Source organism: Arsenicibacter sp. R0_47, assembly GCF_057652235.1.
This window is the reverse complement of record NZ_JBYFCJ010000001.1, coordinates 224,399-247,381: the sequence shown is the minus strand read 5'-3', so window position 1 is coordinate 247,381 and position 22,983 is coordinate 224,399. Positions and strand designations below refer to the sequence as shown.

The following is a 22,983-nucleotide window of genomic DNA, read 5'->3' as shown; positions in this document are numbered from 1 at the left end:
CAGGTTCCGGCCTGCTATTCTTTTTTTGCGGCATGAAAATCGGTTTATTTTTCGGCTCCTTCAACCCTATTCACATCGGGCACCTGATTGTCGCCAACACGATGGCAACCAGTACCGATCTCGAGCAAGTCTGGTTTGTGGTATCTCCCCAGAATCCGTTCAAAAAATCCAAAAGCCTGCTGCATGAATTTGACCGGTTTGATATGGTCGACCGGGCGATATCGGACAATAACCGGCTGAAAGTGACAGACATTGAGTTTTCGATGCCTCGTCCCAGTTACACCATTGATACACTGACCCGGCTACAGGAGAAGTTCCCGCAACACCAGTTTAAGCTCATCATCGGCGAAGACAATCTGGAACAGTTTGCCAACTGGAAAAATCACGAAAAAATTCTGGAGTATTTTGGCCTTTATGTCTATGAGCGGCCGAAAGCAGCCGAAAGTCCGTTCCGCACTCATCCGGCGGTGCAGATTGTACAGGCGCCCTTACTTGATATTTCGGCAACCTACATCCGCGACTGCCTTAAAAATAACCGCCCGATCCGCTACCTCGTCCCGGAAGTAGTCGAAGAAATGATCCTGCGCAAAAAATTTTACCAGTAGGGGCGACCCCACGTGGTCGCCCAAAACCTATACCAAGCAGTCGCCCAACATCTATACCACGTGGTCGCCCGAAAACCATTCCCACACAGTCGCCCAAAACCTATACTAAGCAGTCGCCCAAAACCTAAAGCCCGAAATCACGGAATACCGTTCTGGAAAGTGATTTCGGTAACCAGCCCGATAGCACTAACCCGCAGCGCAACGGACAGGCTTTTTGATTTTGTTCGCTCCTGATCGCATTGAGGCCCCTTTTCCAGATAATAAACATAATATTTCTGGTTCCGGTCTTCGATCTGATTGATGTCAGGGCGGCCCAGCAACTCACCAACATCATTGATGTGCATGCCTTTAATTGCCTGCATTTCAGCCTTAAAATGCTCCGTTTCTGACATCCGCAGGCCATAGCAGCCACCACGATCACTCCGCCATTTTTTTACATCCAGTTTACCCAGCTTGTCGGGAGCCGTAGAGCAGGCAACCAGCCAGAAGGCACCCAGATATATTGCAAGTTTTGTTTTCATTCAGGTTCGGTGCCGGTAAAGATACCCGCGTTTCTTGTGCCCGTAAAAATACAACCCGTATGCGGTAAACCGGTTATCTGACAGCCAAACAATTGTTTTTATGCAGCCGCCCGGCGCGTGACAATTCCGTAAAAATGCGGTCTCATAGTAGCATTTTACAGCATGGACCGGCATATGTTACCCACAACCCTACATCGTTTCCGTACTATTACGATTGAGCAAGTCATCATGACAGGTACCCGGCACATCCGTATACTTGCCATCGCGGCTGTGTTTGGCGGGCTGGCGGGTGTTGCCTTGTCGTTTCTGAAAACAAACCAGTATCGGGTAGAGGTCAGCATTATGCCTGAACTCCAGACGCGGTCAGCACTTTCTCTCAAACGTTTCGGCGCCCTTGCCGAACTGGCAGGCCTTTCGCTCGACGGTACCGGCGGCGTTACCGAGGCGGTCCGGCCCGACCTGTATTCCAATGTCCTGGAAAGCGACACATTCCGTTATGAAGTCCTCCGGCATCCCGTTACGACGCTGGAGGGCAGGCACTATCCGAGCCTTGCCGGTTTTCTGACCGATCCGGCGCATTCGCTGATGGCTCAGCTAACCGGTAGTAAGGCGTTGAACTCCTTTCCGCCGCTTTCGCAGCAGCTAACGCCCGGCGAAGAGAATATCCTGCAAAGCCTGAGCCATCAGCTCATCGCTGACCTCGACAAACAATCCGGCCTGATTCAGGTCCGTGTCGAATTACCGGATCCCGCCGTGGCAAGGCAAATCGCGGTCTTTTCCATTCACTACCTCAAAGCCTATGTGACGGCCTACCGTACGGCACGGTTGAGGCAGACCCTTAGCTTTCTGACAACCCAGCGGCAACAGGCAAAAAAACGCTATTCTGATACCAGAAAAGCACTCGCGGCTTATCAGGACAGCCATCGTAACCTCTTCCTGCAAACACCAGCCCTGGATGGGGAGCAGCTGGCAACCGAAACGGCCGTCGCCCGGAATCTGCTTCAGACACTGACCGAAGAATTTGAACATACCCGCCTTCTATTTCAGGAGCAGATGCCGGTTCTGGAGGTCTTATCGCCGCCACGTCCGCCATCCCACCGAAGCTCGCCTTCCCGCGTTGTTCACGGCCTTACCGGTGCGCTGCTGGGCGGTTTGCTGACCTTTATTGTTCTTGTCTGTCAGGATGTTATCAACCCGAAGTCATGATTATACGCGCCATTATTCTGAACCACCATACGCCAGTGCATACACTCTCATGTGTGCAGCAGCTTCAGTGCCAGACGTATAACGCGTTGCAGATCGTCGTTGTAGACAACTCCTCCACAACGGATGATTATCAGCTGTTAACGCAGATGGTTCCGGCTACGGTACCCGTCATTCGCAGCCCGGAAAATCAGGGATATGCCGCCGGTAATAACCTCGGCCTGATCCCTGTCGCCGGCCTGGCCAAACCGGATGCCTTCCTGATTATCAACAGCGATGTCCGCCTGACAGACAGCCGGACGCTGCAACGGCTGGCAGATACTCTGCAACGATGCCCCGATGCCATGGCCGTCAGCCCGCTTGTGCATACACGATCAAACGAACTACCTGTTAACCAACAGATTCAGGTGCGGCGTTTACTGGCTACCTGCTGGCTGATTTGCTGCCACAGCCCGCTTCTCCGCCGGTTCTTTACCCGTAAATACCGGCAGTTTATTTATCAGGATCTGGTCCCCTACCCACCCGCTATCCATCGGGTCGATACCATCAACGGTGCCTGCTTTCTGGTCAGGCAAGCATTTTTTGACCGGTTCACAGGCTTTGACCAGCAAACATTTCTGTATCTGGAAGAGCTGATTCTGGGGTTTCAGATCCGGCAACTTGGCAGTTACTGCCTGCTGCACGGCGATCTGGTTGTTGAGCACCTGCACGGCCTATCCACCCAACGCCTGAGCCCCAAAACGCGCTTCAGGCACTTTCTCAATAGCGAAACTCACCTGCTGACCGGCTATTACGGGATACCTGCCGGCCTCGCTGCCGGCATCCGTCAATGGAGATGGGCTGAATTTTACCTGAAGCAACTATGGCAATCTGGCTCACGCATCTGACCGGCCTTACCCTGATCGGCAGCCTGTACCATGTCCTGACAAACAGCATCAGGGGCTTCGGCTATCTGGAACTCTACGGCATAGTCTGGGGACTTTTACTCATCGGCGCACCCTTCATCGGGCCGCCGTTTGTTCCGGCTCTCTCTACGCAGATCCTGTTTTATACGGTCTGGCTGCTGTTTCTGCTGCCCTCCTTCGCAGTTTTCCGGCAACAGGCAGCCGGCACGGCCATCGTACAGCATCCGGTGAGAACGGTAAAAAGGCTACTGACCTTTCTGCTGATAATGAGCCTGCTGGCCAATGGCTGGATGCTGGTGCAGATCAGCAGTGAGCTGGATTTAATACGGTTCGGCTGGTTTGCCCTGCGCTTTCAGGGGCAACGCCTGCAGGCCGAACAATCAAATGTATTCTATCAGCTTTTCGCCCGTAATTTTCTGTTGTACCTGCCGATGGCGTTCTGGTTGTTCTTCCGGAAAGCCCTCCGGACAGGGCCGCTGCTGATGATCTGCCTGCTGTCCCTCGTAACGGCCTCGCTTAGCTTAACACGCGCTCCGGTTTTGCTCTGGAGCCTGACAATTCTGACCTCACTCAGTGTCTTCGGTAAGCTATCCCGCCGCCGCATCCGGCAACTTTCTCTGTTCCTGTTTTCGCCGGTCCTGCTGGTGACACTGAGTTTCAGCTACACCCCCGCCGCCTTCTGGCAGGTTGCCAAAATTTACCTCTGGGGTGGTGCCAGGGCCTACGAAACGTTGCTGGAACAAAACTACCCCGGTTACCGCCTGTACGACTCGCCTTATTACAGCCTTGATTTTCTGAACTATACAGCTCAGCGCGCAGGACTGATTCAGTCGTATCCGCCACTGGTAAGAGAATATGCCTCCGGACCGGTGATGACCAATGTCTATACCTACCTAGACGCCTTTACACTTGATTTCGGTATAGGCGGTGCGCTGTTCTCGGCCCTGACATTAGGCTGGCTGGCAGCACGGTTACATCGCCGGGCCTTCCGGTTTCAGTCGATTCCGGTTGTGTGCTATTATGCGTTTGTCAACTATGCTATTGCTATGTCATTTATGAATCACGAGCTCATCCGCATCAATGCGTTTCTGCTGGCGATTGAACTCTGGCTTATTCATCACCTGCTCAAACCCGGACGTGTATGATTATCACGGAACTAAACGGAGGACTCGGCAATCAGCTGTTTCAGTATGCTATCGGTAAACAACTGGCAGTACAACACCATACCCAGCTCCTGCTTGATACAGCCTGGTTATCCGGTCAGGCCGGCGCAACGATTTTTCCGTTTCAGGCAATTGATCCGGTTGTAACCATTGCGCCTCGACAGCTGGTCGAGCCGTTCGCCACAACCGCCAATCGCTGGCAACGAATTACCAGGCGCCTTATCAATACCTATTGGCCCCAGCGGATTACGTTTATCCGTGAGCGACACCCTTACCGGAAGGTGTCTTTTCCGGCACCGGCTTCTTGTTATCTGACTGGCTACTGGCAACATTCCGGCTACTTTACCGCCATTTCGGACTGGCTCAGAAGCTCGCTGCAAACGTTGCTCCGGCCGTATGTACCATCAGCTTTTCACGTTGACAGTCAGACGGTTTGTCTGCATATCCGGCGTGGCGACTATGTCACCAACCGCCGCTATCATACACTGCCCGCACACTACTACGCCAGTGCGCTGCAGTTACTGCAAGCACGCGTCGGACCGATTCAGGTCTATGTGTTCTCCGACGACCCGGACTGGTGCCGGCAGCACCTGACGTTAGCGGAGCCGGTCAGGTTTTGTCCGCCCGCCCCCGCTCTGGTCCATCTGGCTCAAATGAGCAGTTGCAGCCACTTCATTATTCCCAACAGCACATTCAGCTGGTGGGCGTCGTGGATTGGCCGGAAAACCAACAGCTATACCATCATGCCCCTGCACTGGCAGCGCCGCAACGGCCGCCTTACCGAAGCACCGGGCTTAACCCGACACTCCTTAACTATACCTTACCGATGACTATTATTACGATTGGACTTCCCTTTTACAACCAGGCCGCCTACCTGTCTGCGGCCATCCGGTCAGTTGTTAATCAGTCCTTTACTGACTGGGAATTATTGCTGCTCGACGATGGATCGACCGATGACTCGCTGGCCATTGCATACCGCTGGCTAACCGATCCGCGGATCCGGCTTATTTCCGATAAAAAGAGGCTCGGACTGGCCAGCCGGCTAAACCAGATTGCCCGGCTGGCGGAAGGCCGGTTTCTCGCCCGTATGGACGCCGACGACCTGATGGCACCAAACCGCCTTCAGACCCAGCTTCATTACCTGCTGGAAAACCCGCAAACCGACCTGACGGCTTCGTTTGCCTACATTATTGACCGGCAAACCCGCATTTGCGGCCTTCGCGGCTTACCGGCACAGAGTCCCCGCTACCATAGGCTGCTTACCCGCTGCCCGATTATTCATCCGACGGTTATGGGCAAAACGGACTGGTTCCGGCGCCACCCCTATAACCCTGTTTTACAGCGGACAGAAGATCTTGAACTCTGGCTCAGAACCTTGCCGGAAACCAGAATCAGCATTATTGATGAGCCCTTGCTTTTTTACCGCGACCTTCCCCGCAAGCATCATTATCGTACAGCAATGCGCGAATACAGGGATATCCTGCGCCAGTACCGGCCGGCCATTTCACCGGTCGCCTACCGGTTCTACTGGTCTGTCTCCTATCTGAAGCAAGGGCCGTTTTTTGCGCTCCGCCAAAACAGGCTAACGGGCCGTTTTTTCCGGAACCGGTACAAGCCAATGTCGCAGGCCGGTCAGCTCCATGCTGAAGCGCAGCTTTATCTGGCTCAAAAAAATACTTTTGCCGACTGAGATGCTTGCCATTCAGCTCTTTACAGCACCGGAGTCGGTTTGCTTTCTGGAAGGCCAGACTGCGTTCTGGCGGCAGAAAGGCATCCGGCTGCATGTTATCTGTGCAGCCGGAGCAGACCTAGGTCGGCTGGCCGCGCGGGAAGGGTTCACCTATACAACCGTTCCTTTCCGGCGGCCGGTCCGGCTGTTCAGGGACATCTGGTGCCTGCTACTACTGATCCGGTTGTTCCGGCGGCTAACGCCGGATATTGTTCATACCAATACGCCGAAAGCATCCTTGCTTGGCCTGCTGGCAGCCAGGGTAAGCGGCGTTCCCGTCCGTGTGTATGAAGTACACGGTTTTGTCTTTGAAAGCTATAGCGGTCTGAAGCGGCTACTACTGATACTGGCGGAGCGGCTGATGGGTTATCTGGCCACACACCTGCTTTTTGTCAGCCATTCACTGGCCTGTGTAGCGGCCCGTAACCTCATCGGCCGAAACCGGCAAATGACCGTACCTCACCATGGCAGCTGCAACGGCGTAGATGCCCGGAGACGGTTTAATCCCGAACGGGTTCCGGAAGCGCAACGGCAGCTTCTCAGAAAACAGACCGGCCTTACGACCAGGGTTATTGGCTACGTCGGCCGGTTAACCGCCGAAAAAGGGCTTCAAACCCTGACCGCCGTCTGGCAGGGTATACGGACCGATCCGGCGGTCAGCCTGCTGATCGTCGGGCGTGCCGATAGCCAGTTACCGACCGATCAGACGTGTATTCAGCTGCTTACCAGCGACCCGCGGGTGTGCCTGACCGGCTTTGTCGGGGATACGGCACCCTACCTTGCGCTGATGGATGTGTTGGTCTTACCAACCCGCCGCGAAGGCTTCGGTAATGTGCTGATTGAAGCCGCTGCGATGGGAATACCGGTTGTCGCCAGCCGCGTGACCGGTGTTGTCGATGCGGTAAAAGACCGGCAGACCGGCCTGTTGGCCGATGCCGGCGCAATTGATGCCTTTATTGACGCTATCCGGACTTACCTGAATAATCCGGTTTTACGGCAGCAACACGGACAGGCAGGGCGGCAGCGTGTCCTGCGCGACTTTGTACCGGAAGACGTTCACGAAGCCAAATACCGTTTTTATGCATATCCTGTTGCTTCACCAGTACTTCCTTCCTGAACACTCTCCGGGCAGCATCCGCTGGAATGAACTGGTGCGCCACTGGGCTGATGAAGGTCACCGGATCACAGTTTTGGCCGGGACCATCGACTATATGACCGGTAAACCTTACGCCGGTAAAAACGAAATGTCTATTCCGGCCAGCGTACGCATCATCCGCGTGCGGGTACCGGGCTGCTATCAGGCCGGCGCAGCCGGGCGTTTGTGGGCCTATTGCTGTTTCCTGATCAATAGCCTGTGGCACGGCTGGTTTATTACGGACCAATCGGTCAATGTTGTTATCGCCTCGTCGCCTCCGCTTACCATAGGTCTTGCCGGCTGGATACTCTCGGTGAAAGCCAGGGTCCCGCTGATCCTGGAGTTGCGGGATTTATGGCCGGATGCGCCCGTGCAGCTGGGCTATTTACGTCATCCGCTACTGCGTCGGGCAGCGTATCGGCTCGAACGGTTTCTGTACCGGAAAGCGGCTCATCTGGTCGTGTTGACAGAGGACTTTAAACATGTACTGATTAACCGGAAAGGCATCTCTGCCGGACGGATTACGGTTATTCCTAATGGAGCCGACCTGTCAATGGTTGAGGCCGGCAAGCGTTTATTTGACCGGGAAGCATTCCGGAAAGAACAGGCAATGGCAACCGGTTTCTGGATTATTTATGCCGGGGCCCATGGTCCGGCCAACGGGCTGACAGCCTTACTGGACGCTGCCACCTGCTTGCGCCACACCCCTGTCCGCTTTCTGCTGATAGGCGACGGGCCTATGAAAAAACAGTTACAAGCCCTGGCCTTTCACCGGAACCTGACCAATGTCCGTTTTCATGCATCAAAGTCTAAAAAAGAGGTATTACCCTTTCTGCTGGCCGCCGATGCCGGCCTTGTTATGATGCAGCCGAAGCCCCTTTTTAACACCATGCTGTCGGCCAAACTCTTTGACTACCTGGCGTGCGGGCTGCCGGTCCTGACGGCCATTGATGGCCTGACGCGTACCTTACTTACGGACGCCGGAGCAGGCCTGTTTCTTGACCCGGCCCAACCCGATACCTGGGAGACGTGCTTAACACCTCTCCTCACCGATCCGGCAGTTGCCAGGCAATATAGCCGGAATGCCAGGCAACTGGCTGTCACCCGCTTTGACCGCCAAACACAGGCGCACACCTACATACAGCTCCTTAAAACGTGCATTCAGGACAGTTAAATAGCCGGATAGACCGGTTATCACCTTTGCTTGTGACCGGTGCCGCTTTTGCCCGTATCAAGGAATGGCTAAACAGCCGGACCGAAGGCATACATATCCATGAAACGGTTTCTCGACATAACGCTTATTTTGATTACAATTCCGGTTACACTACCGGTTATGGGGCTAACGGCACTGCTCGTTAGCCTCCATTTCCGCCGGTGGCCGGTATTCTGTCAGCGCCGTTCCGGACAGTATGGACAGCCTTTTGTCCTGTATAAATTCCGCACCATGACCGACAAGTTCGATGCGTCGGGTAAACTTTTACCCGACGCATTTCGTCTGACCAGCACAGCGCGCTGGCTCCGGAAAACATCCCTTGATGAACTGCCCCAACTGATCAACGTCCTGCGGGGCGACATGAGCCTGATCGGCCCTCGCCCGCTGCTCCCTGAATACAATGCCTTATACACCGATTTTCAACGGCAACGGCAAGAGGTAAAACCGGGCTTAACCGGCTGGGCTCAGATTCACGGCCGGAACAGCATCAGCTGGAGCCGGAAGTTTGATCTGGATGTGTGGTATGTTCAGCACCGTTCCTGGCAACTGGACAGCTATATCCTCTGGCGTACCTGTATACTGATGCTTTCACCCGCCAACGACCCGCTTATGTCACGGTTTACAGGCGTCTCTGATTAAGTATGGCAACACCAATCGCTATCTATGGAGCCGGTGGTTTCGGCCGCGAAGTCCTGATGCTCATTCAGCATATTAACCATGCCTGGCCGGATACCTGGCAACCCATCGGCTTTTTTGATGACAATGTGCCATCAGGCACGCTGGTCAACAAACTGCCTGTTCTGGGCGGATTATTGGCACTCAATCAGTACCCGGCACCATTGTCAGTGGCCATGGGCGTTGGCTGGCCAATGGTTCGCAGGAAGCTGGTTACAGCCATTACAAACCCTGTAATCTCCTTCCCGACATTGATTCATCCAGCGGTCTGGCTTCTGCCTGAACAGGAAGTTGCTCTGGGCGAAGGCTGTCTTATTTGTCAGGGAAGTATCCTGACCGTCAATAGTTCACTCGGCAACCATGTGCTGCTGAACCTGAACTGCACGGTTGGCCACGACAGCCGGATCGGGGATTTCTGTTCGCTGATGCCCGCCGTTAATATTGCCGGTGAGGTTGTGCTGGACGAGTGTGTGTTTGCCGGTACCGGCGCCATCGTTAACAACCAGCTTACCGTCGGCAGCCATGCGGTTCTTGGAGCCGGAGCCGTTGTGACCAAACCGGTTTTAGGCAATACTACCGTTAAGGGCGTTCCGGCCCGCTGACATGATGCAGCCGTTTACTATTCCATTATCACCACCCGACATTAGTACGCTTCCCTGCACTAGCCACAGTGTTGATGAGCTGTACTGCCTTGCGCAGCATTTTTCACAGCAACTAGCTGCAGTTACCGACAATACCCATTGCCTGCTCACAAATGCCGGTTCGTCGGCCCTACAGCTCGCCCTTGCGACCCTGCCAGTGGCGGCAGGTGATGAGGTTTTCTGCCAATCGCTGACGTTCGCGGCATCGGCAAACTGCATTGTCCATCAGGGTGCAACACCGGTTTTTATCGGCAGCGAATCCCGAAGCTGGAACATGTGTCCGGATGCACTGGAAACGGCCCTGCGAAAACGCCGGAGTCGACCGAAGGCAGTCATTGCCGTGGATCTTTATGGCGTGCCTGCCCAATGGCATGAACTACAGCTACTTTGCCACCAGTTCGGAGTTCCGCTCATTGAGGATGCCGCCGAAGCGCTTGGGAGTACCTACCACAGCAAACCATGTGGCAGTTTCGGAGACATCAGTATCCTGTCGTTTAATGTCAACAAAATTATTACTACCCTGGGCGGTGGCGCTTTGTTGACCAATGACGAAATGCGTTTCAGAACGGCCGGCTGGCTGGGTAGTCAGGCGAAAGAACCGGTACCGCACTATGAGCACGAGCGGACCGGCTATAACACAGCCTTCAATCCGGTAGCAGCTCCGTTGGGCCTTCAGCAACTTTCAGCCCTGACAGAACGTGTACAATGCCGGCGGGCGCACCTGCTGGCCTATCAGCAAGCGTTTCAGGCCGTTCAGGGCATCAGCTTTCAGCCGGAACCGGCAGGGAGTGCGGCTAACCGATGGCTGACGGCCTGCCTGTTTGATGAACAGCAAACCGGTATTTCGCGGGAAACCGTCCGGCTGGCGCTGGCACGGCACGGTATTGAAGCAAGACCGGTGTTTAAACCGATGCATCGTCAGCCGGTGTACAAAAAAAGCCCGTTCTACGGAACGGGCCTTACTGAGAATATCTTTGACCAGGGGCTTTGTCTGCCATCCGGTTCAACGCTGAATGAAGTAGAGCGACAGCGCGTTATTGATGTCGTACTGTCTTTATTCTGCCGGTAACTTATTTTACGCTCTTACCAATGGCCAGCAGCTGATCAGGCGCCTGATAGCCAATGACTTTTTTCAGAACACGGCCGTTTCCGTCAATGAATAACAGTGTCGGATAGGCTTCCAGCGGGTAACGCTGCGACAGCATAGGGCCTTCGCCTTTTTCCATGTCCATCTTCACGTTGATAAATGACTTGTTAAAGTAATCACCGACCTCTTTACGCGTAAATACGTTCTTCTGTAACATTTTACACGGTCCGCACCAGCTGGCATACGCATCCAGAAAGATCACTTTCTTTTCAGCTTTCGCTTTTTTCAGGATATTATTCCAGCTTGTTTCTGTAAACTGAATACCTTCTGTGTCCTCAATTACAGTACGATTCGCGGGTGCAAATGCAGACATGAAGCCAATGGCCAGCAACATCATTGTTGATAACAGCCAAAACTCTCTTCTCATATCAATTAATTGGTTTCGTAGTATGAAAACGTAAAACAAACTCTATTTCGTCTACTAGCAAAGGCGGGACGGCGAATATATAGCAGAACCCTGAGACTCACAACCGATTATACAATTGAATTCGGCAGACAAGGCGAAAAATGTAACTTGCCATAAAATTCAAACACTGCATGAAAACACTGTTTACCTTGCTTCTTGCTACCTGTTCGCTGGTTTCCTTTTCCCAGAAAGTCGACCTTGACCGGTACAGCTTTGTTATGCTATACCGTGATCTGCCTCAAAAGCCGCTTGATCCGGCATTCCGGACGTATCAGGTCAATGTTTCAGGCACTCGCAATATCCGTACCACATTTAGCGACAATGAGTTAGCCGACGCTACCCGCATCGAAGGCTGGCGGCGGATCGACAACGGACCGGCCCACGTCGTTATCCGGCCGATGTTTGAGGATGTGATTATCGAAAAATCAGAGATTAAGGAACGGGTCGATATTCAGAAAGATAAAGACGGCAAGGAAACCGGCCGCAAGTATTATTACATACTTCAGCTCGAATACAGCTTTGCCGCCCGCGCCGACGTGTCTGATCTTCGCGGTCAGCCGATTATCCGCCCGACGCTGGCCCAGCGGTACGCCAAAAAAACATGGACCAGTCAGGAATATAACAGCTATGCCGCAGCAAATAACTACCTGACAAATAACCGCGAAGAAATCAAAAACCGTTTCCTGCGCGATGAGGTGATGCTGGCCTTACAGAATCTGTCCGGTACGCTGACCAACGATTACGGGTTTCCGGTACGGAAGGCAGATGACCACTTCTGGGTACTCGACTCGAAAAAACATCCTGAATATGACTCCTACCAGCGGGCCCATCAGGACGTAAAAGCTATTTTAGCCGCAATCAGTCCTGACGAGCCGCTGACCGAAGCCATTGAGCGCCTCAAAGCACCGATTGCCTACTACGAAGAACTGCCTAAACGCTATACCAGCAACGATAAGGCCGACGCCAAACTGCGGTATTCTGCCTATTACAACCTCGCAAAACTCTACCTCTACCTGGACGAGCCGGAAAAAACAAAGCAGTACGCCGATCTGCTCAGCCAGAACGGGTATGATGCCTCGGATGGGTCATGGCTGAACGGCAAAGCCAATGACTTAATGGACCTTTTCCGGCGGAATGGTGCCCGTACCCGGCATTTTGCCATTGATTATGCGAATCTTCGTCAGCCGGAGTAAAGATTGATGTTTATTTTTGCATGCTGATACAAGTTGCCGGATTGCAGCGTTATTAGCCAAATATGAAATCAGGATTCTCCCGCATAATTCTTGTCGTAGCAGCGCTGGTAGCCCTTAATGTGCTGTCAGCCTTTCTTTTTTTCCGTGTCGATCTGACGGCGGAGAAGCGATATACCCTGTCGGATGCCACGCTGAACCTGCTTGGCAAACTCGATGACGATATTCACATAAACGTTTACCTTACCGGCGACCTGCCCCCGGGCTTCAAACGACTGGAAAATGCCGTTCGGGAAACCCTCGACGAGTTTCAGGCGCGGGCCGGCAAAAATGTGACCTACCGTTTCATCGACCCGACGGCGGTTACGGCCAATGCCGATAAGGAAGCGCTGTTTAAACGCCTGCAGGAACGCGGCCTGCTACCAACTAACCTGTTTGATAACGAAGGCGGTAAGCGTACGGAAAAGCTCATTTTCCCCGGCGCGTTGATTTCCTACAAAGGCAAGGAGATTGCGGTCCAGCTATTGAAGGGAAATAAAACGGCCTCGCCCGAAGAACAGCTTAACCAATCCTATGAAAACGTTGAATATCAGCTTTCGTCGGGTATCCGGCAGCTGACACAAACGCAGGGTAACCGGCGCAAAGTCGGCTTTCTGGGCAAAACCAACGTACCACCCTCCCGCTTTTCGGATTTGTTAGCCACCGTTCAGGAAAACTACGACCTGTTTTTCCTTGATCTGGCCAAGCCCGGTCCGATTAGCGGTCTCGATGTATTGCTGGTGTTAAAGCCTGATCAGCCATTTAATGACGACGAGCTTTTTAAACTGGATCAATACGTGGTCAATGGTGGCCGGATGCTGTTTTTCATTGACGGGCAGCGCGTTGACAGCGTGAGCAACGAAGGCACCTTTGCCCAGCCGATGAATCTCCGCCTCGATGATTTGTTTTTCCGTTGGGGAGCCCGCCTGAACCAGAATGTAGTGAAAGACCTGAGCTGCAACCTGATTCCGATGAACGTCGGCAATATGGGCGACAAGCCGAATATTCAGAAAGTACCGTGGCGGTTTTACCCGGTGATTAATTCGTTCGGGCCGGCCGGTCAGCAGACGCCGATTACGCGCAACCTCGACGCGGTCTGGTGCCGTTTTGCCAGCACGCTGGATACGGTTGCCGCTTCCGGCATCCGCAAAACGCCCCTGTTGCTGACATCGCCGTACACGAAATTACTGAAAGCTCCGGCCATCATTTCGTATAACGAGGCACGGCAGCAGCCCGATCCGGCTACCTACAAAGACGGTGTGCAGATCATCGGTTGCCTGTTCGAAGGGAAATTCCAGTCGCTGTATGCGAACCGCATTCTGCCCGGCGACCCACGCGCCAGCGGATTTAAGCCGGTGGGTGAGGCATCGCGGGTGATTATCTGCTCGGATGGCGACCTGATCGTAAATGATGTCGATTACAAGCGGCAGATGCCGTTTCCGCTGGGTTTCGACCGGTTCAACCGCAACCAGTTCGGCAATAAGGATTTTGCCATGAATGCCATCGACTACCTGGCCGATCCGGAAGGGGTCATTACGGCCCGTAACCGCCAGATTACCCTGCGGCCACTGGACAAAATCAAACTTGCCAACGAACGGACAAGCTGGCAGCTGCTCAATGTGCTGGGGCCGCTCGCCCTCATCGGCTTAGCAGGTGCCGGCTGGCAGTTTACCCGCAAACGGCGTAATCAGTAAAGACCGGCATAGCTGTGATTATCACCGGTTAACCTCGTTGGCTGCCCGTGTTAAAGATTCATTAAGACCCGTTAAAATAAGCGCTTCCTGATGCCAAAAGGAGCGCTTTTTTGCTTATTTTTGCTGACTTTATCAAAACGTATCCGATATGAAATTCATCGTATCCTCATCCGTACTGCTCAAAAACCTTTCGCATATAAATGGCGTTGTTGCCACCAATCCGATTGTTCCGATTTTAGAGAACTTTCTGTTTAAAATTGACTCGAACGATGAGGGCGGTGTACTGACCGTGACGGCTTCGGATTTGCAGACGACCATGACGACGCAAATCCCGGTTGAAGCGACTGAAAGCGGTGCCATTGCGATTCCGGCCAAGCTGTTGCTGGACACACTCCGCAGCCTGCCCGAACAACCGATTACGTTCAATATCGACACAGAGACGTTCGGAACACAGATTCTGACCGACAACGGCCGCTATAAACTGGCGGGCGAAAACCCGATTGACTTCCCGAAAATTCCGGCGGTCAATAAGAACCTGTCGGTTGAGATTTCGTCGGATGCCCTGGCGAGTGCCATCAACAATACCGTTTTTGCCACAAGCACCGATGACCTGCGTCCGGCCATGACGGGTGTTTATCTGCAACTGTCGGAAGATCAGGCAACGTTTGTAGCCACTGACGGACACCGTCTGATCCGCTACCGCCGGACCGACATCCAGACATCGGCCAACACGTCGATGATTATTCCGCGGAAAGCACTGCAACTGCTGAAATCGTCGCTGCCGGATAACCTGACGGTACGGGCTGAATTCAGCCAGTCGAACGCGTCATTCTCGTTCGGGCCGACACAGCTGATCTGCCGCCTGATCGACGAGCGCTTCCCGGATTACGAAAACGCAATTCCGACCAAGAACCCAAACGTGCTGACGATTGGCCGTACGGACCTGCTGACGACCCTGAAGCGGATCATGATTTACGCCAACCGGACTACGCACCAGATTCGCCTGAGTCTGAAAGGCAACGCCCTGACGCTGTCGGCGGAAGACCTTGACTACGCTAACGAAGCCAACGAAAAGCTGCTTTGCGATTTCGAAGGCGAGCCGATGGAGATCGGTTTCAACGCAAAACTGCTGGCCGAAATGCTGAGCAATATGCAGGCGAAAATGATCTCGATTCAGATGTCGGCGCCGAACCGCGCAGGGATCATGGTACCGGCCGACAAAGAAGAAAACGAAGATATTCTGATGCTGGTGATGCCGGTCATGCTGAATACATACGCTTAACCGGCGCCAAACTAATTTCGGGGAGAATCGGACTGCCAACGCTGCGGAAAAGCCTGTCATATGGTTTCTGCGGCTGCGGCCCTCTGGTTCTCCCTTTTCCTTGCTCTATTTTTCCTTTACCTCGCTCTTATGGAAACCAAACCACCGCGCAGTGCCGCGATGATTTTCATCTTTATTACCCTGCTCATCGACGTTACCGGTCTGGGCATTGTGATTCCGGTTTTCCCAAAACTTATTGAAGAACTCATTCACGGCAATCTCAGCGAGGCATCGCAGTACAGCGGCCTGCTGACCTTCGCCTACGCCACCATGCAGTTTCTGTTTGCCCCCGTTCTGGGTGGCCTCAGCGACCGTTACGGCCGTCGTCCGGTGCTCTTGTTTTCCCTCCTTGGTTTCGGCCTCGACTATATCCTGCAAGGCATTGCGCCCAACATTACCCTGCTGTTTGTGGGGCGGATCATTGCCGGTATTACCGGTGCCAGCTTTACTACTGCGAGCGCCTACATTGCCGACGTAAGTCCGCCGGAAAAGCGGGCACAGAACTTCGGACTAATCGGAGCGGCCTTCGGGATGGGCTTCATCATTGGCCCGGCCATTGGTGGTCTGTTAGGGCAATACGGCTCACGGATTCCGTTTTTCGTTTCCGCCGGTCTGACGTTGCTGAACGTGATTTACGGTTTCTTCGTCCTGCCTGAATCGCTGAAGCCGGAAAACCGCCGGCCTTTCAGCTGGAAGCGGGCCAATCCGGTGGGTGCTCTGGCACAAATCCGCCGCTATCCGGTAATTATCGGGCTGGTTACGTCGCTGGTATTCATCTACATTGCCGGCCACGCCATGCAGAGCACATGGACATTCATTACGATGGAGCAGTTTAAATGGTCGGAGAAAACGGTCGGACTCTCGCTGGCGTTTATCGGCCTGATGATCGGGATCGTGCAGGGCGGTTTAAGCCGCGTACTGATTCCGAAGCTGGGGCAGCAGCGGTCGGTGTATGTCGGACTGCTGATGTACGCCATTGGGTTTGTCTGCTTTGCCCTGGCGACACAGAGCTGGATGATGTTTGCCTTTATGGTGCCGTATTCACTCGGCGGCATTGCGGGGCCGTCGCTCCAGGGGATTATTTCGGGGCAGGTACCAGGCAATGAGCAGGGTGAGCTGCAAGGGGCACTGACGAGTCTGATCAGCCTTACGTCAATTGTTGGCCCGCTGGTGATGACCTACCTGTTTTCGTACTTCACCGCTCCGGCAACCCCGTTTTATTTCCCCGGCGCGCCATTTGCCGCCGGTGCGGTCCTGACCGTGATCAGCCTCATCCTCGCCCGGCGAACCCTGTCGAAGCAGCATTGAGGTCAACTAAAAAGAACAAAATGAGTTGCCACTAAGGCCCCAAAGCCTGATATACCGAACCAAGAAGCAATTATTCATTCACTCAATAATTTAATCACTCAGTCACTCAATAATTTACGCCAGAATCGGCCGGACGACCTCACCGGCTACATCGGTCAGGCGGAACGGGCGACCCTGAAACTGATAGGTTAGTTTGGTGTGGTCGAAACCAAGCAAGTGCAGGATGGTGGCCTGCAGGTCATGCACATGGACTTTGTCTTTGACCCCGTAGTAGCCAATATCATCGGTCTCACCGAAGGTAAAGCCCTGTTTGACACCCCCGCCGGCCATCCAGACGGTAAAGGCATCTAAATGGTGATCACGGCCCATGAACGGCAGGGTCTGCCCATCGCGGTTTTCCTGCATCGGTGTGCGGCCAAACTCGCCGCCCCAGACGACCAGCGTGTCCTCCAGCAAACCGCGCTGTTTCAGGTCAGTCAGCAGGGCAGTAACGGCCTGGTCGGATTCGCGGCATTTATCGCGCAGCCCAATGTCAATAGCACCGTCGGGGCCTGTGCCGTGGGTATCCCAGCCCCAATCGAACAACTGGACAAACCGCACACCCCGCTCAACCAGGCGGCGAGCCAGCAGGCAGTTACGGGCAAATGACCCTTTTTCAGGCTGAACACCGTACATATCCAGCATATATTGCGGTTCGCCTTTGATATCCATGGCATCCGGCACCGACATCTGCATCCGGAACGCCAGCTCATACTGGCTGATCCGCGTCAGAATCTCCGGATCTTTCACCTCGTCGTATGCCTGCCGGTTGATCTCACTGATTGCGTCAATGGTCTGCTTCCGGATATCGCGGTTCATGCCCGCCGGATCCGACACATACAAGACCGGATCGCCTTCCGTCCGGCACTGCACACCCTGATACACCGTTGGCAGGAAGCCGCTTCCCCAAATCGATTTACCGGCGTCCGGCTGTTTGCCACCCGAGGCCAGCACGATAAACCCCGGCAAGTCATTATTTTCTGTACCAAGTCCATACGTTACCCATGACCCGATGCTTGGCCGGCCCAAGCGGGCGCTGCCCGTGTGCATCAGCAACTGCGCCGGCGCATGGTTGAACTGATCCGTATGCATCGCTTTCAGGAACGTAACCTCATCGACGGCGCGCTGAAAGTGCGGCATGTAATCCGACACCCATGCCCCCGATTGGCCATACTGCGCAAACTTGCCCTGCGGACCGAGCATCTTCGGCACACCACGGATAAAGGCAAACTTCTTGCCTTCGAGTAACGCCTGCGGACAGTCCTTACCGTTGTATTTAACCAGTTCCGGTTTGTAGTCGAACAACTCCAGCTGACTCGGTGAACCGGCCATGTGGATATAAATAACCCGTTTGGCTTTGGGTACAAACTGAGGCACTCTATCGCCCGCACCGGCATCAGCCACCGGTTTCTGCTTCTCCGGCCCGCAGCTTCCCATAAACGCGCCGAGTGCCATAGCGCCCAGCCCCATTGAACAGGTGTGCAGGAAATGCCGCCGTGTTTCGCGCTGCAACGCCGCTGCCTGGAGTTCTTTTATGAGTTTTTCCATGGTTATTCCTTCGTAATCACCTCATCCAGATTCAGTAATGTGTTGGCCGTTACGGTCAGGGCAGCTTGCTGGGGCGTGGCATCGGCGCGGGCCAGCAGCTTGCGGGCCTCGTCGGGATACTGCCGGTAATGCGCTTCCGTGGTCCGGTATAGCCGTGTCAATACGCCCAGCCGCTTCGGGGCCAGATCGCGCAGCATCACCCGCCGGAACGCCGACTGAATCCGCTGCTCCGGGGTCTGACCGTGGTCGAGCATGTAGCAGGCCAGCTGCTCGGCCGCTTCGACATACACCGGATCGTTGAGCGTTACCAATGCCTGCAACGGCGTGTTGGTACGCAGGCGGCGGAGCTGGCAAAACTCACGGCTCGGGCTGTCAAAGGTAATCATCGACGGGTACGGCGCTGTTCGTTTCCAGTAGGTGTACAGTGCCCGCCGGTAACGGTCATCGCCCTGGCTCTGATTCCAGGAATCGCCGTTGTAGGGTGACTGCCAGATACCATCCGGCTGCGGCGGCATCACACTGGGGCCGAACATTTTCCCGCTCAGCAAGCCGCTGACGGCCAGCGCCTGGTCGCGCACCTGCTCGGCTGAGAGCCGGACACGCGGGCCACGGGCAAAATAACGGTTAAACGGATCCTTCTCCAGCATATCAGCGGAGGCCTCCGAACGCTGCCGGTAGGTCGCCGACAAGACCATCCGCTTCAGCATTTTCTTGACGCTCCAATGGTCATCTTCCATGAAGGTGACGGCCAGGTAGTCGAGCAGCTCGCGGTGGGTCGGAGCAATGCCCTGGGTTCCGAAGTCTTCGACGGTTTCAACGATTCCCGTCCCGAAGAGCTGTTCCCAGAAGCGGTTAACCGCCACCCGTGCCGTCAGCGGGTGCTCGCGGCTGACCATCCACTGTGCCAGCCCCAGCCGGTTTTTCGGTGCCTGTTTGGGCAGTGGCGGTAAGGACGACGGCACATCCGGCTGGACTTCCTTCCCCTTGACCAGCCAGTTGCCACGGTCAAAGACCTGCGTTTTCCGCTTCAGATCGCCTGAGCCTTCCCAGAAGACCGGCGTATCGTCCGGCTTCGCATTCAGCAAACCGGCAATGTTCCGGTCCAGCGAATCCGGTAGTTCCGGCTTCTGCCCGGGCAACGTTTCCAGAAACGACACCCATTTGATCATCGTCCATTCTTTCGGGTTGGCGGGGCTTTGCACCGACATGTGTATATCGTGTTTGCCCGACAAGGCCGGAAACGGGAAAATCATAACGGAATCCTTCCAGGCATTCCCCGTTTTGGGTACCTTTAGTTGTAGCAGTACCGGCCCGCTCAGACTGCCGTCGCGGAAGGTAACCACCGCATCAGGCGCATTGGTCCCCCACGCCAGATACAGCCGGCGTTTATTGGTCATGGTCACCTGTTTGACCCTGGCCGAACCACCGTGCTGAAAACCAAAGTATTTAGCATCCAGCAGCGATGCATTGACGTACTGATCGAAATCGTGTGAGTTAATTTTGGGCTCCATCACCCGCAGCAGCTGCATTAGCTCACGGTTGCGGACCTGCGCTTGTTGCGGGGTGGTGGCATGCTGCTTTACCCAGCGCGACAACGCCTGCACCTTCGCCGAATCAGGGCCGGTGTAGAACCGGAGTTTAGGCGTGTCAGTCGTTACGTCTTCGTCGCGGGTATTGTTGAAGAAGGCCAGATATTTGTAATAATCTTCGTGCACAAACGGATCATACGGATGGCTGTGGCACTGCACACACCCGAAGGTGGTTCCCTGAAACACATCCCAGGTTGTATTAACCCGGTCTATAACGGCCGCCGTCCGGAACTCTTCGTCCTGCGTACCGCCCTCGTCGTTGGTCATGGTGTTGCGGTGGAACCCTGTGGCAATCAGCTTAGACTCCCAGGTCGTATCGCCTTCCGCCACCGGCAGCAGGTCACCGGCCAGCTGTTCGGTCACAAACTGGTTATACGGTTTGTCGCTGTTAAACGCTTTGATGAGCCAGTCGCGGTAACGCCAGATTTTCCGGCCGGGGTCGCGCTCATAACCCTTGGTATCGGCATACCGGGCTAAATCGAGCCACATACCAGCCCATCGTTCGCCGTACGCGGGCGTTGCCAGCAAACTGTCTACCAGCTTTTCATAGGCATTCGGTGATTTATCGGCCAGAAAACGGGCGGTCTGTGCTTCGGTCGGTGGCAGGCCCGTCAGGTCGAGGCTTACGCGCCGCAGGAGAGTTGCCTTACCGGCCTCCGCCGACGGTTGCAACCCCATCGGCGTTAATTTATCGGCAATGAAGTAATCGATTTCATTTTTGACCCAGGCTGTTGTTTCGTCTTTAACAATTCCCAGACGGCTCCAGAACGAGCCAATGGCCGGCAATTCAGGCTTTTCTGCACGCGTATAGGCCCAGTGATTTCCCCATTCGGCACCCTGATCAATCCACGTACGCAGCAGCTCGATTTCTTCGTCTTTCAGCGGGGCAGCTTCCAGCGGCATGCGCTCCTCGGGGTCCGACAGCGTTAACCGGCGGATCAGTTCGCTGGCACCGGCATCGCCCGGCACAATCGACGGCTTGCCCGACTTGCCCGGTTTCAGCGCTTCATGCCGGAACAGCAGGCTGTAGTCGGCCGTTTTTTTAACGCCGCCGTGACAGGCAATGCAGTTTTTATTCAGAATGGGCTTAATCTGCGTGTTGAAGTCAACCTTCTGGTCAAAGACGTCGAGCAGCGAAAAAGACGACAAGGCCAAAACGGCAATCAACCCGGCAAGAACAATGGCTTTTGGCTTCATAATCCGCGATGAAACTATAGGTGTAAAAGCACAAACCGGTCCGGAATTACCCATTTCAATCCCTGTTCAGTCAGGCTGCTTCCGCCCTGTTTCTGAACAAATTTACCATTACTGACTTACCTTCTGCCCTGTCGCCGGATTAAGCAATAACGAAGCGGTAAACGTCTTTCACACATCCAGACTTACAAACTCATGAAACGTATGTACTCATTTGCACACCAACGGACTTGCCTGATCCTCATTCACCTGTTTTTCTGTACGTCGGTCAGCCTGCGGGCACAGGCACCAACACGCCAGTGGCAATCCGTTTTTGAATCCTCCGGGCGTACCATTTCAGACATTCAGGCCGTACCGGCTTCGGATGACGGTTATTTTGTCATGCAGTCGTTTAACAGCGGGTTGTCTTCTATCTCTAAACTGACGTCCCCGAATACGCTGGCATGGTCAACGGCCATCGCATTACCTGACAAAGTCAACGGGGATTCGGTAACCGCCGTTTTTGCCCGGAAGTTAATCCGGACCCGTCGTGGCGAGGTATTTATCATCGGCCAATACACCTTTTACGGCAGGAATGACTATCATTTTTTTCTGATGCAACTCGCTCAGTCAGGTTGCCTGTCGCTGCTATCAACGATCAAGGTTACGAGTGGTTATTATGCGTTAACAAGTGTTCTGGAAACGCCCGACGGTGGATTTCTGCTGGCCGGTAATGAATATAGTTTTGCCAGCGGACTGCTTTCGCGATCGATATACAGGCTTAATGCGACGGGTCAGGTACAATGGAAATTCTACCGCGATGTGGACCGGCGCGTTCCGGGACCGTACGCCTATGCGGCGGTAAATGCTCCCGATGGCGGATACATGCTGACCAGCGAATTGTATTCCTACTCATTTAACGGCCTCTCATACGGTCCGAACTTTGGCGGTATTGCCAAACTGACCGATAATCAGACATCCGGTTCGATTCCCTTTGAAACGTATGCCTTTATAAACGCAGTGCGGTGTATACTACCGGCACCGGCTCAAAACGGGTATCTGGTCGGCAGCGGCAGCAATGCCTATTCCACGCCCAACAACGCGGTACTTGCCAAAACAGACCTCACTGGGCAGAAGATCTGGGAATTACCGATAAACAACCGTCAGCAATTCAGCCCGATGTACGCGATCATTACCCGGGCAGATACCTACATCGTGGGAGACAACGCTGCCGATAATGCATCAGATATACGCCTTACGAAGGTTAAAGATGATGGTACGCTGGTCTGGACGCAGTCATTTGGTGGTAGCCGGCAGGAAGATATCACCTCGCTGGTCGCAACGCCGGACGGTGGTTATCTGGTTGCCGGCCTGACAACCTCTACCGACGGACAGCTGTCTGAAAGACAGGGGCAAACATCCGGCTCAAAAGCAGGCTGGCTCATGAAATTTGCACCCGAACCTTCCGGATCACCTGCCTTTTTCACTGTTCAATCCGGTCTATGGAATGACCCCGCCGTCTGGTCATTGGGGCGCGTCCCAACGGCGACCGACAGCGTGCTGGTGGGGCATAGCCTGATCATTCCGGCGACCTATACGGCATCCGTTAAAAGCCTTGGCTACGGCAATGGCGGGCGGCTGGTGTATGAGGTCAAAGCAACCCTCAAAATCAGTCAGTAGACGCACCTGATCCCTTCTGTCTCAGCCCTGCCTGCGCTTGCCGGCAGGGCTTTTTTGTA

20 protein-coding genes are annotated in these 22,983 nt (G+C 54.4%); 16 read left to right on the top strand and 4 right to left on the bottom strand.

The genetic code is table 11. The features are described from left to right. The first annotated feature begins 32 nt into the window (after positions 1 to 32). The gene (gene nadD, locus AC23NW_RS01015) at positions 33 to 605 is read left to right on the top strand and encodes a nicotinate (nicotinamide) nucleotide adenylyltransferase (RefSeq protein WP_293845013.1); all 573 of its coding nucleotides are present in this window, start codon (positions 33 to 35) and stop codon (positions 603 to 605) included. 137 nt (positions 606 to 742) lie between these two features. On the opposite strand, the gene AC23NW_RS01010 is transcribed toward nadD, so the two are convergent. Further along, positions 743 to 1,126 carry a hypothetical protein gene (locus AC23NW_RS01010; protein WP_487447114.1) on the bottom strand — a complete coding sequence of 128 codons (384 nt, stop codon included), beginning with the start codon at positions 1,124 to 1,126 and terminating at the stop codon, positions 743 to 745. Positions 1,127 to 1,300: 174 nt separating this feature from the next. Between AC23NW_RS01010 and AC23NW_RS01005 the strand changes: the two genes are divergently transcribed. The 10 genes from AC23NW_RS01005 to AC23NW_RS00960 all read left to right on the top strand — a co-directional run bounded on the left by AC23NW_RS01005 (position 1,301) and on the right by AC23NW_RS00960 (position 10,859). Continuing rightward, complete coding sequence (locus AC23NW_RS01005) at positions 1,301 to 2,332, top strand: hypothetical protein (protein ID WP_487447113.1); 1,032 nt, start codon at positions 1,301 to 1,303, stop codon at positions 2,330 to 2,332. Next, entirely contained in the window at positions 2,329 to 3,216 is an 888-nt protein-coding gene (locus AC23NW_RS01000; protein WP_487447112.1) for a glycosyltransferase, read from the top strand. The genes AC23NW_RS01005 and AC23NW_RS01000 overlap by 4 nt, the downstream gene beginning before the upstream one ends. Continuing rightward, complete coding sequence (locus AC23NW_RS00995; protein WP_487447110.1) at positions 3,192 to 4,379, top strand: oligosaccharide repeat unit polymerase; 1,188 nt, start codon at positions 3,192 to 3,194, stop codon at positions 4,377 to 4,379. Before AC23NW_RS01000 ends, AC23NW_RS00995 begins: the two co-directional genes overlap by 25 nt. Further along, entirely contained in the window at positions 4,376 to 5,227 is an 852-nt protein-coding gene (locus AC23NW_RS00990) for an alpha-1,2-fucosyltransferase (RefSeq protein ID WP_487447108.1), read from the top strand. Before AC23NW_RS00995 ends, AC23NW_RS00990 begins: the two co-directional genes overlap by 4 nt. Then, positions 5,224 to 6,087: a glycosyltransferase family 2 protein gene (locus AC23NW_RS00985; RefSeq protein WP_487447107.1), complete on the top strand. Its 864-nt coding sequence runs from the start codon at positions 5,224 to 5,226 to the stop codon at positions 6,085 to 6,087. The genes AC23NW_RS00990 and AC23NW_RS00985 overlap by 4 nt, the downstream gene beginning before the upstream one ends. A gap of 1 nt (position 6,088) precedes the next feature. Next, positions 6,089 to 7,243, top strand: a complete 1,155-nt coding sequence (locus tag AC23NW_RS00980; RefSeq protein ID WP_487447106.1) for a glycosyltransferase — start codon at positions 6,089 to 6,091, stop codon at positions 7,241 to 7,243. Continuing rightward, on the top strand, positions 7,206 to 8,435 hold the full coding sequence (locus AC23NW_RS00975) for a glycosyltransferase family 4 protein (protein ID WP_487447105.1): 1,230 nt from the start codon (positions 7,206 to 7,208) through the stop codon (positions 8,433 to 8,435). The genes AC23NW_RS00980 and AC23NW_RS00975 overlap by 38 nt, the downstream gene beginning before the upstream one ends. Before the next feature lie 99 nt (positions 8,436 to 8,534). Continuing rightward, positions 8,535 to 9,113 carry a sugar transferase gene (locus AC23NW_RS00970; protein ID WP_487447103.1) on the top strand — a complete coding sequence of 193 codons (579 nt, stop codon included), beginning with the start codon at positions 8,535 to 8,537 and terminating at the stop codon, positions 9,111 to 9,113. A 2-nt stretch (positions 9,114 to 9,115) separates the two neighbouring features. Continuing rightward, positions 9,116 to 9,751: an acetyltransferase gene (locus AC23NW_RS00965; RefSeq protein ID WP_487447102.1), complete on the top strand. Its 636-nt coding sequence runs from the start codon at positions 9,116 to 9,118 to the stop codon at positions 9,749 to 9,751. 1 nt (position 9,752) lies between these two features. Then, positions 9,753 to 10,859: a DegT/DnrJ/EryC1/StrS family aminotransferase gene (locus AC23NW_RS00960; RefSeq protein ID WP_487447101.1), complete on the top strand. Its 1,107-nt coding sequence runs from the start codon at positions 9,753 to 9,755 to the stop codon at positions 10,857 to 10,859. A 1-nt stretch (position 10,860) separates the two neighbouring features. Here the strand turns inward: AC23NW_RS00960 and AC23NW_RS00955 are convergent, their stop codons facing one another. Beyond that, positions 10,861 to 11,250 (bottom strand): thioredoxin family protein, encoded by a 390-nt coding sequence (locus AC23NW_RS00955; RefSeq protein WP_487447722.1) that lies wholly within the window; start codon positions 11,248 to 11,250, stop codon positions 10,861 to 10,863. Between the two features lie 224 nt (positions 11,251 to 11,474). On the opposite strand from AC23NW_RS00955, the gene AC23NW_RS00950 reads away from it, so the two are divergent. The 4 genes from AC23NW_RS00950 (at position 11,475) to AC23NW_RS00935 (ending at position 16,895) form a co-directional block, all read left to right on the top strand. After that, a complete protein-coding gene (locus AC23NW_RS00950) occupies positions 11,475 to 12,536 on the top strand; it encodes a hypothetical protein (protein ID WP_487447099.1) in 1,062 nt (353 codons plus the stop codon). A gap of 62 nt (positions 12,537 to 12,598) precedes the next feature. Continuing rightward, positions 12,599 to 14,266 carry a gliding motility-associated ABC transporter substrate-binding protein GldG gene (gene gldG / locus AC23NW_RS00945; RefSeq protein WP_487447098.1) on the top strand — a complete coding sequence of 556 codons (1,668 nt, stop codon included), beginning with the start codon at positions 12,599 to 12,601 and terminating at the stop codon, positions 14,264 to 14,266. Positions 14,267 to 14,414: 148 nt separating this feature from the next. Next, a complete protein-coding gene (gene dnaN / locus AC23NW_RS00940) occupies positions 14,415 to 15,548 on the top strand; it encodes a DNA polymerase III subunit beta (protein ID WP_487447097.1) in 1,134 nt (377 codons plus the stop codon). Between the two features lie 129 nt (positions 15,549 to 15,677). Further along, positions 15,678 to 16,895 (top strand): TCR/Tet family MFS transporter, encoded by a 1,218-nt coding sequence (locus AC23NW_RS00935; RefSeq protein ID WP_293834590.1) that lies wholly within the window; start codon positions 15,678 to 15,680, stop codon positions 16,893 to 16,895. 114 nt (positions 16,896 to 17,009) lie between these two features. Here the strand turns inward: AC23NW_RS00935 and AC23NW_RS00930 are convergent, their stop codons facing one another. Next, a complete protein-coding gene (locus AC23NW_RS00930) occupies positions 17,010 to 18,482 on the bottom strand; it encodes a DUF1501 domain-containing protein (RefSeq protein WP_487447096.1) in 1,473 nt (490 codons plus the stop codon). 2 nt (positions 18,483 to 18,484) lie between these two features. Continuing rightward, positions 18,485 to 21,268, bottom strand: coding sequence for a DUF1553 domain-containing protein (locus AC23NW_RS00925; RefSeq protein WP_487447094.1), 2,784 nt, complete (start codon positions 21,266 to 21,268; stop codon positions 18,485 to 18,487). 192 nt (positions 21,269 to 21,460) lie between these two features. On the opposite strand from AC23NW_RS00925, the gene AC23NW_RS00920 reads away from it, so the two are divergent. After that, positions 21,461 to 22,924: a hypothetical protein gene (locus AC23NW_RS00920; RefSeq protein WP_487447092.1), complete on the top strand. Its 1,464-nt coding sequence runs from the start codon at positions 21,461 to 21,463 to the stop codon at positions 22,922 to 22,924. The last annotated feature ends 59 nt before the right edge of the window (positions 22,925 to 22,983 follow it).

What these genes read in the sequence shown, in the direction of transcription:
- AC23NW_RS01000 (WP_487447112.1), top strand. Translation starts at nt 2,329, where the DNA reads ATGATTATACGCGCCATTATTCTGAACCACCATACGCCAGTGCATACA.
- gldG (WP_487447098.1), top strand. Translation starts at nt 12,599, where the DNA reads ATGAAATCAGGATTCTCCCGCATAATTCTTGTCGTAGCAGCGCTGGTA.
- AC23NW_RS00955 (WP_487447722.1), bottom strand. Translation starts at nt 11,250, where the DNA reads ATGTCTGCATTTGCACCCGCGAATCGTACTGTAATTGAGGACACAGAA.
- AC23NW_RS00930 (WP_487447096.1), bottom strand. Translation starts at nt 18,482, where the DNA reads ATGGAAAAACTCATAAAAGAACTCCAGGCAGCGGCGTTGCAGCGCGAA.
- AC23NW_RS00970 (WP_487447103.1), top strand. Translation starts at nt 8,535, where the DNA reads ATGAAACGGTTTCTCGACATAACGCTTATTTTGATTACAATTCCGGTT.
- AC23NW_RS00935 (WP_293834590.1), top strand. Translation starts at nt 15,678, where the DNA reads ATGGAAACCAAACCACCGCGCAGTGCCGCGATGATTTTCATCTTTATT.
- AC23NW_RS00980 (WP_487447106.1), top strand. Translation starts at nt 6,089, where the DNA reads ATGCTTGCCATTCAGCTCTTTACAGCACCGGAGTCGGTTTGCTTTCTG.
- nadD (WP_293845013.1), top strand. Translation starts at nt 33, where the DNA reads ATGAAAATCGGTTTATTTTTCGGCTCCTTCAACCCTATTCACATCGGG.
- AC23NW_RS00920 (WP_487447092.1), top strand. Translation starts at nt 21,461, where the DNA reads ATGAAACGTATGTACTCATTTGCACACCAACGGACTTGCCTGATCCTC.
- AC23NW_RS01005 (WP_487447113.1), top strand. Translation starts at nt 1,301, where the DNA reads ATGTTACCCACAACCCTACATCGTTTCCGTACTATTACGATTGAGCAA.
- AC23NW_RS01010 (WP_487447114.1), bottom strand. Translation starts at nt 1,126, where the DNA reads ATGAAAACAAAACTTGCAATATATCTGGGTGCCTTCTGGCTGGTTGCC.
- AC23NW_RS00995 (WP_487447110.1), top strand. Translation starts at nt 3,192, where the DNA reads ATGGCAATCTGGCTCACGCATCTGACCGGCCTTACCCTGATCGGCAGC.
- dnaN (WP_487447097.1), top strand. Translation starts at nt 14,415, where the DNA reads ATGAAATTCATCGTATCCTCATCCGTACTGCTCAAAAACCTTTCGCAT.
- AC23NW_RS00965 (WP_487447102.1), top strand. Translation starts at nt 9,116, where the DNA reads ATGGCAACACCAATCGCTATCTATGGAGCCGGTGGTTTCGGCCGCGAA.
- AC23NW_RS00950 (WP_487447099.1), top strand. Translation starts at nt 11,475, where the DNA reads ATGAAAACACTGTTTACCTTGCTTCTTGCTACCTGTTCGCTGGTTTCC.
- AC23NW_RS00925 (WP_487447094.1), bottom strand. Translation starts at nt 21,268, where the DNA reads ATGAAGCCAAAAGCCATTGTTCTTGCCGGGTTGATTGCCGTTTTGGCC.
- AC23NW_RS00975 (WP_487447105.1), top strand. Translation starts at nt 7,206, where the DNA reads ATGCATATCCTGTTGCTTCACCAGTACTTCCTTCCTGAACACTCTCCG.
- AC23NW_RS00985 (WP_487447107.1), top strand. Translation starts at nt 5,224, where the DNA reads ATGACTATTATTACGATTGGACTTCCCTTTTACAACCAGGCCGCCTAC.
- AC23NW_RS00990 (WP_487447108.1), top strand. Translation starts at nt 4,376, where the DNA reads ATGATTATCACGGAACTAAACGGAGGACTCGGCAATCAGCTGTTTCAG.
- AC23NW_RS00960 (WP_487447101.1), top strand. Translation starts at nt 9,753, where the DNA reads ATGATGCAGCCGTTTACTATTCCATTATCACCACCCGACATTAGTACG.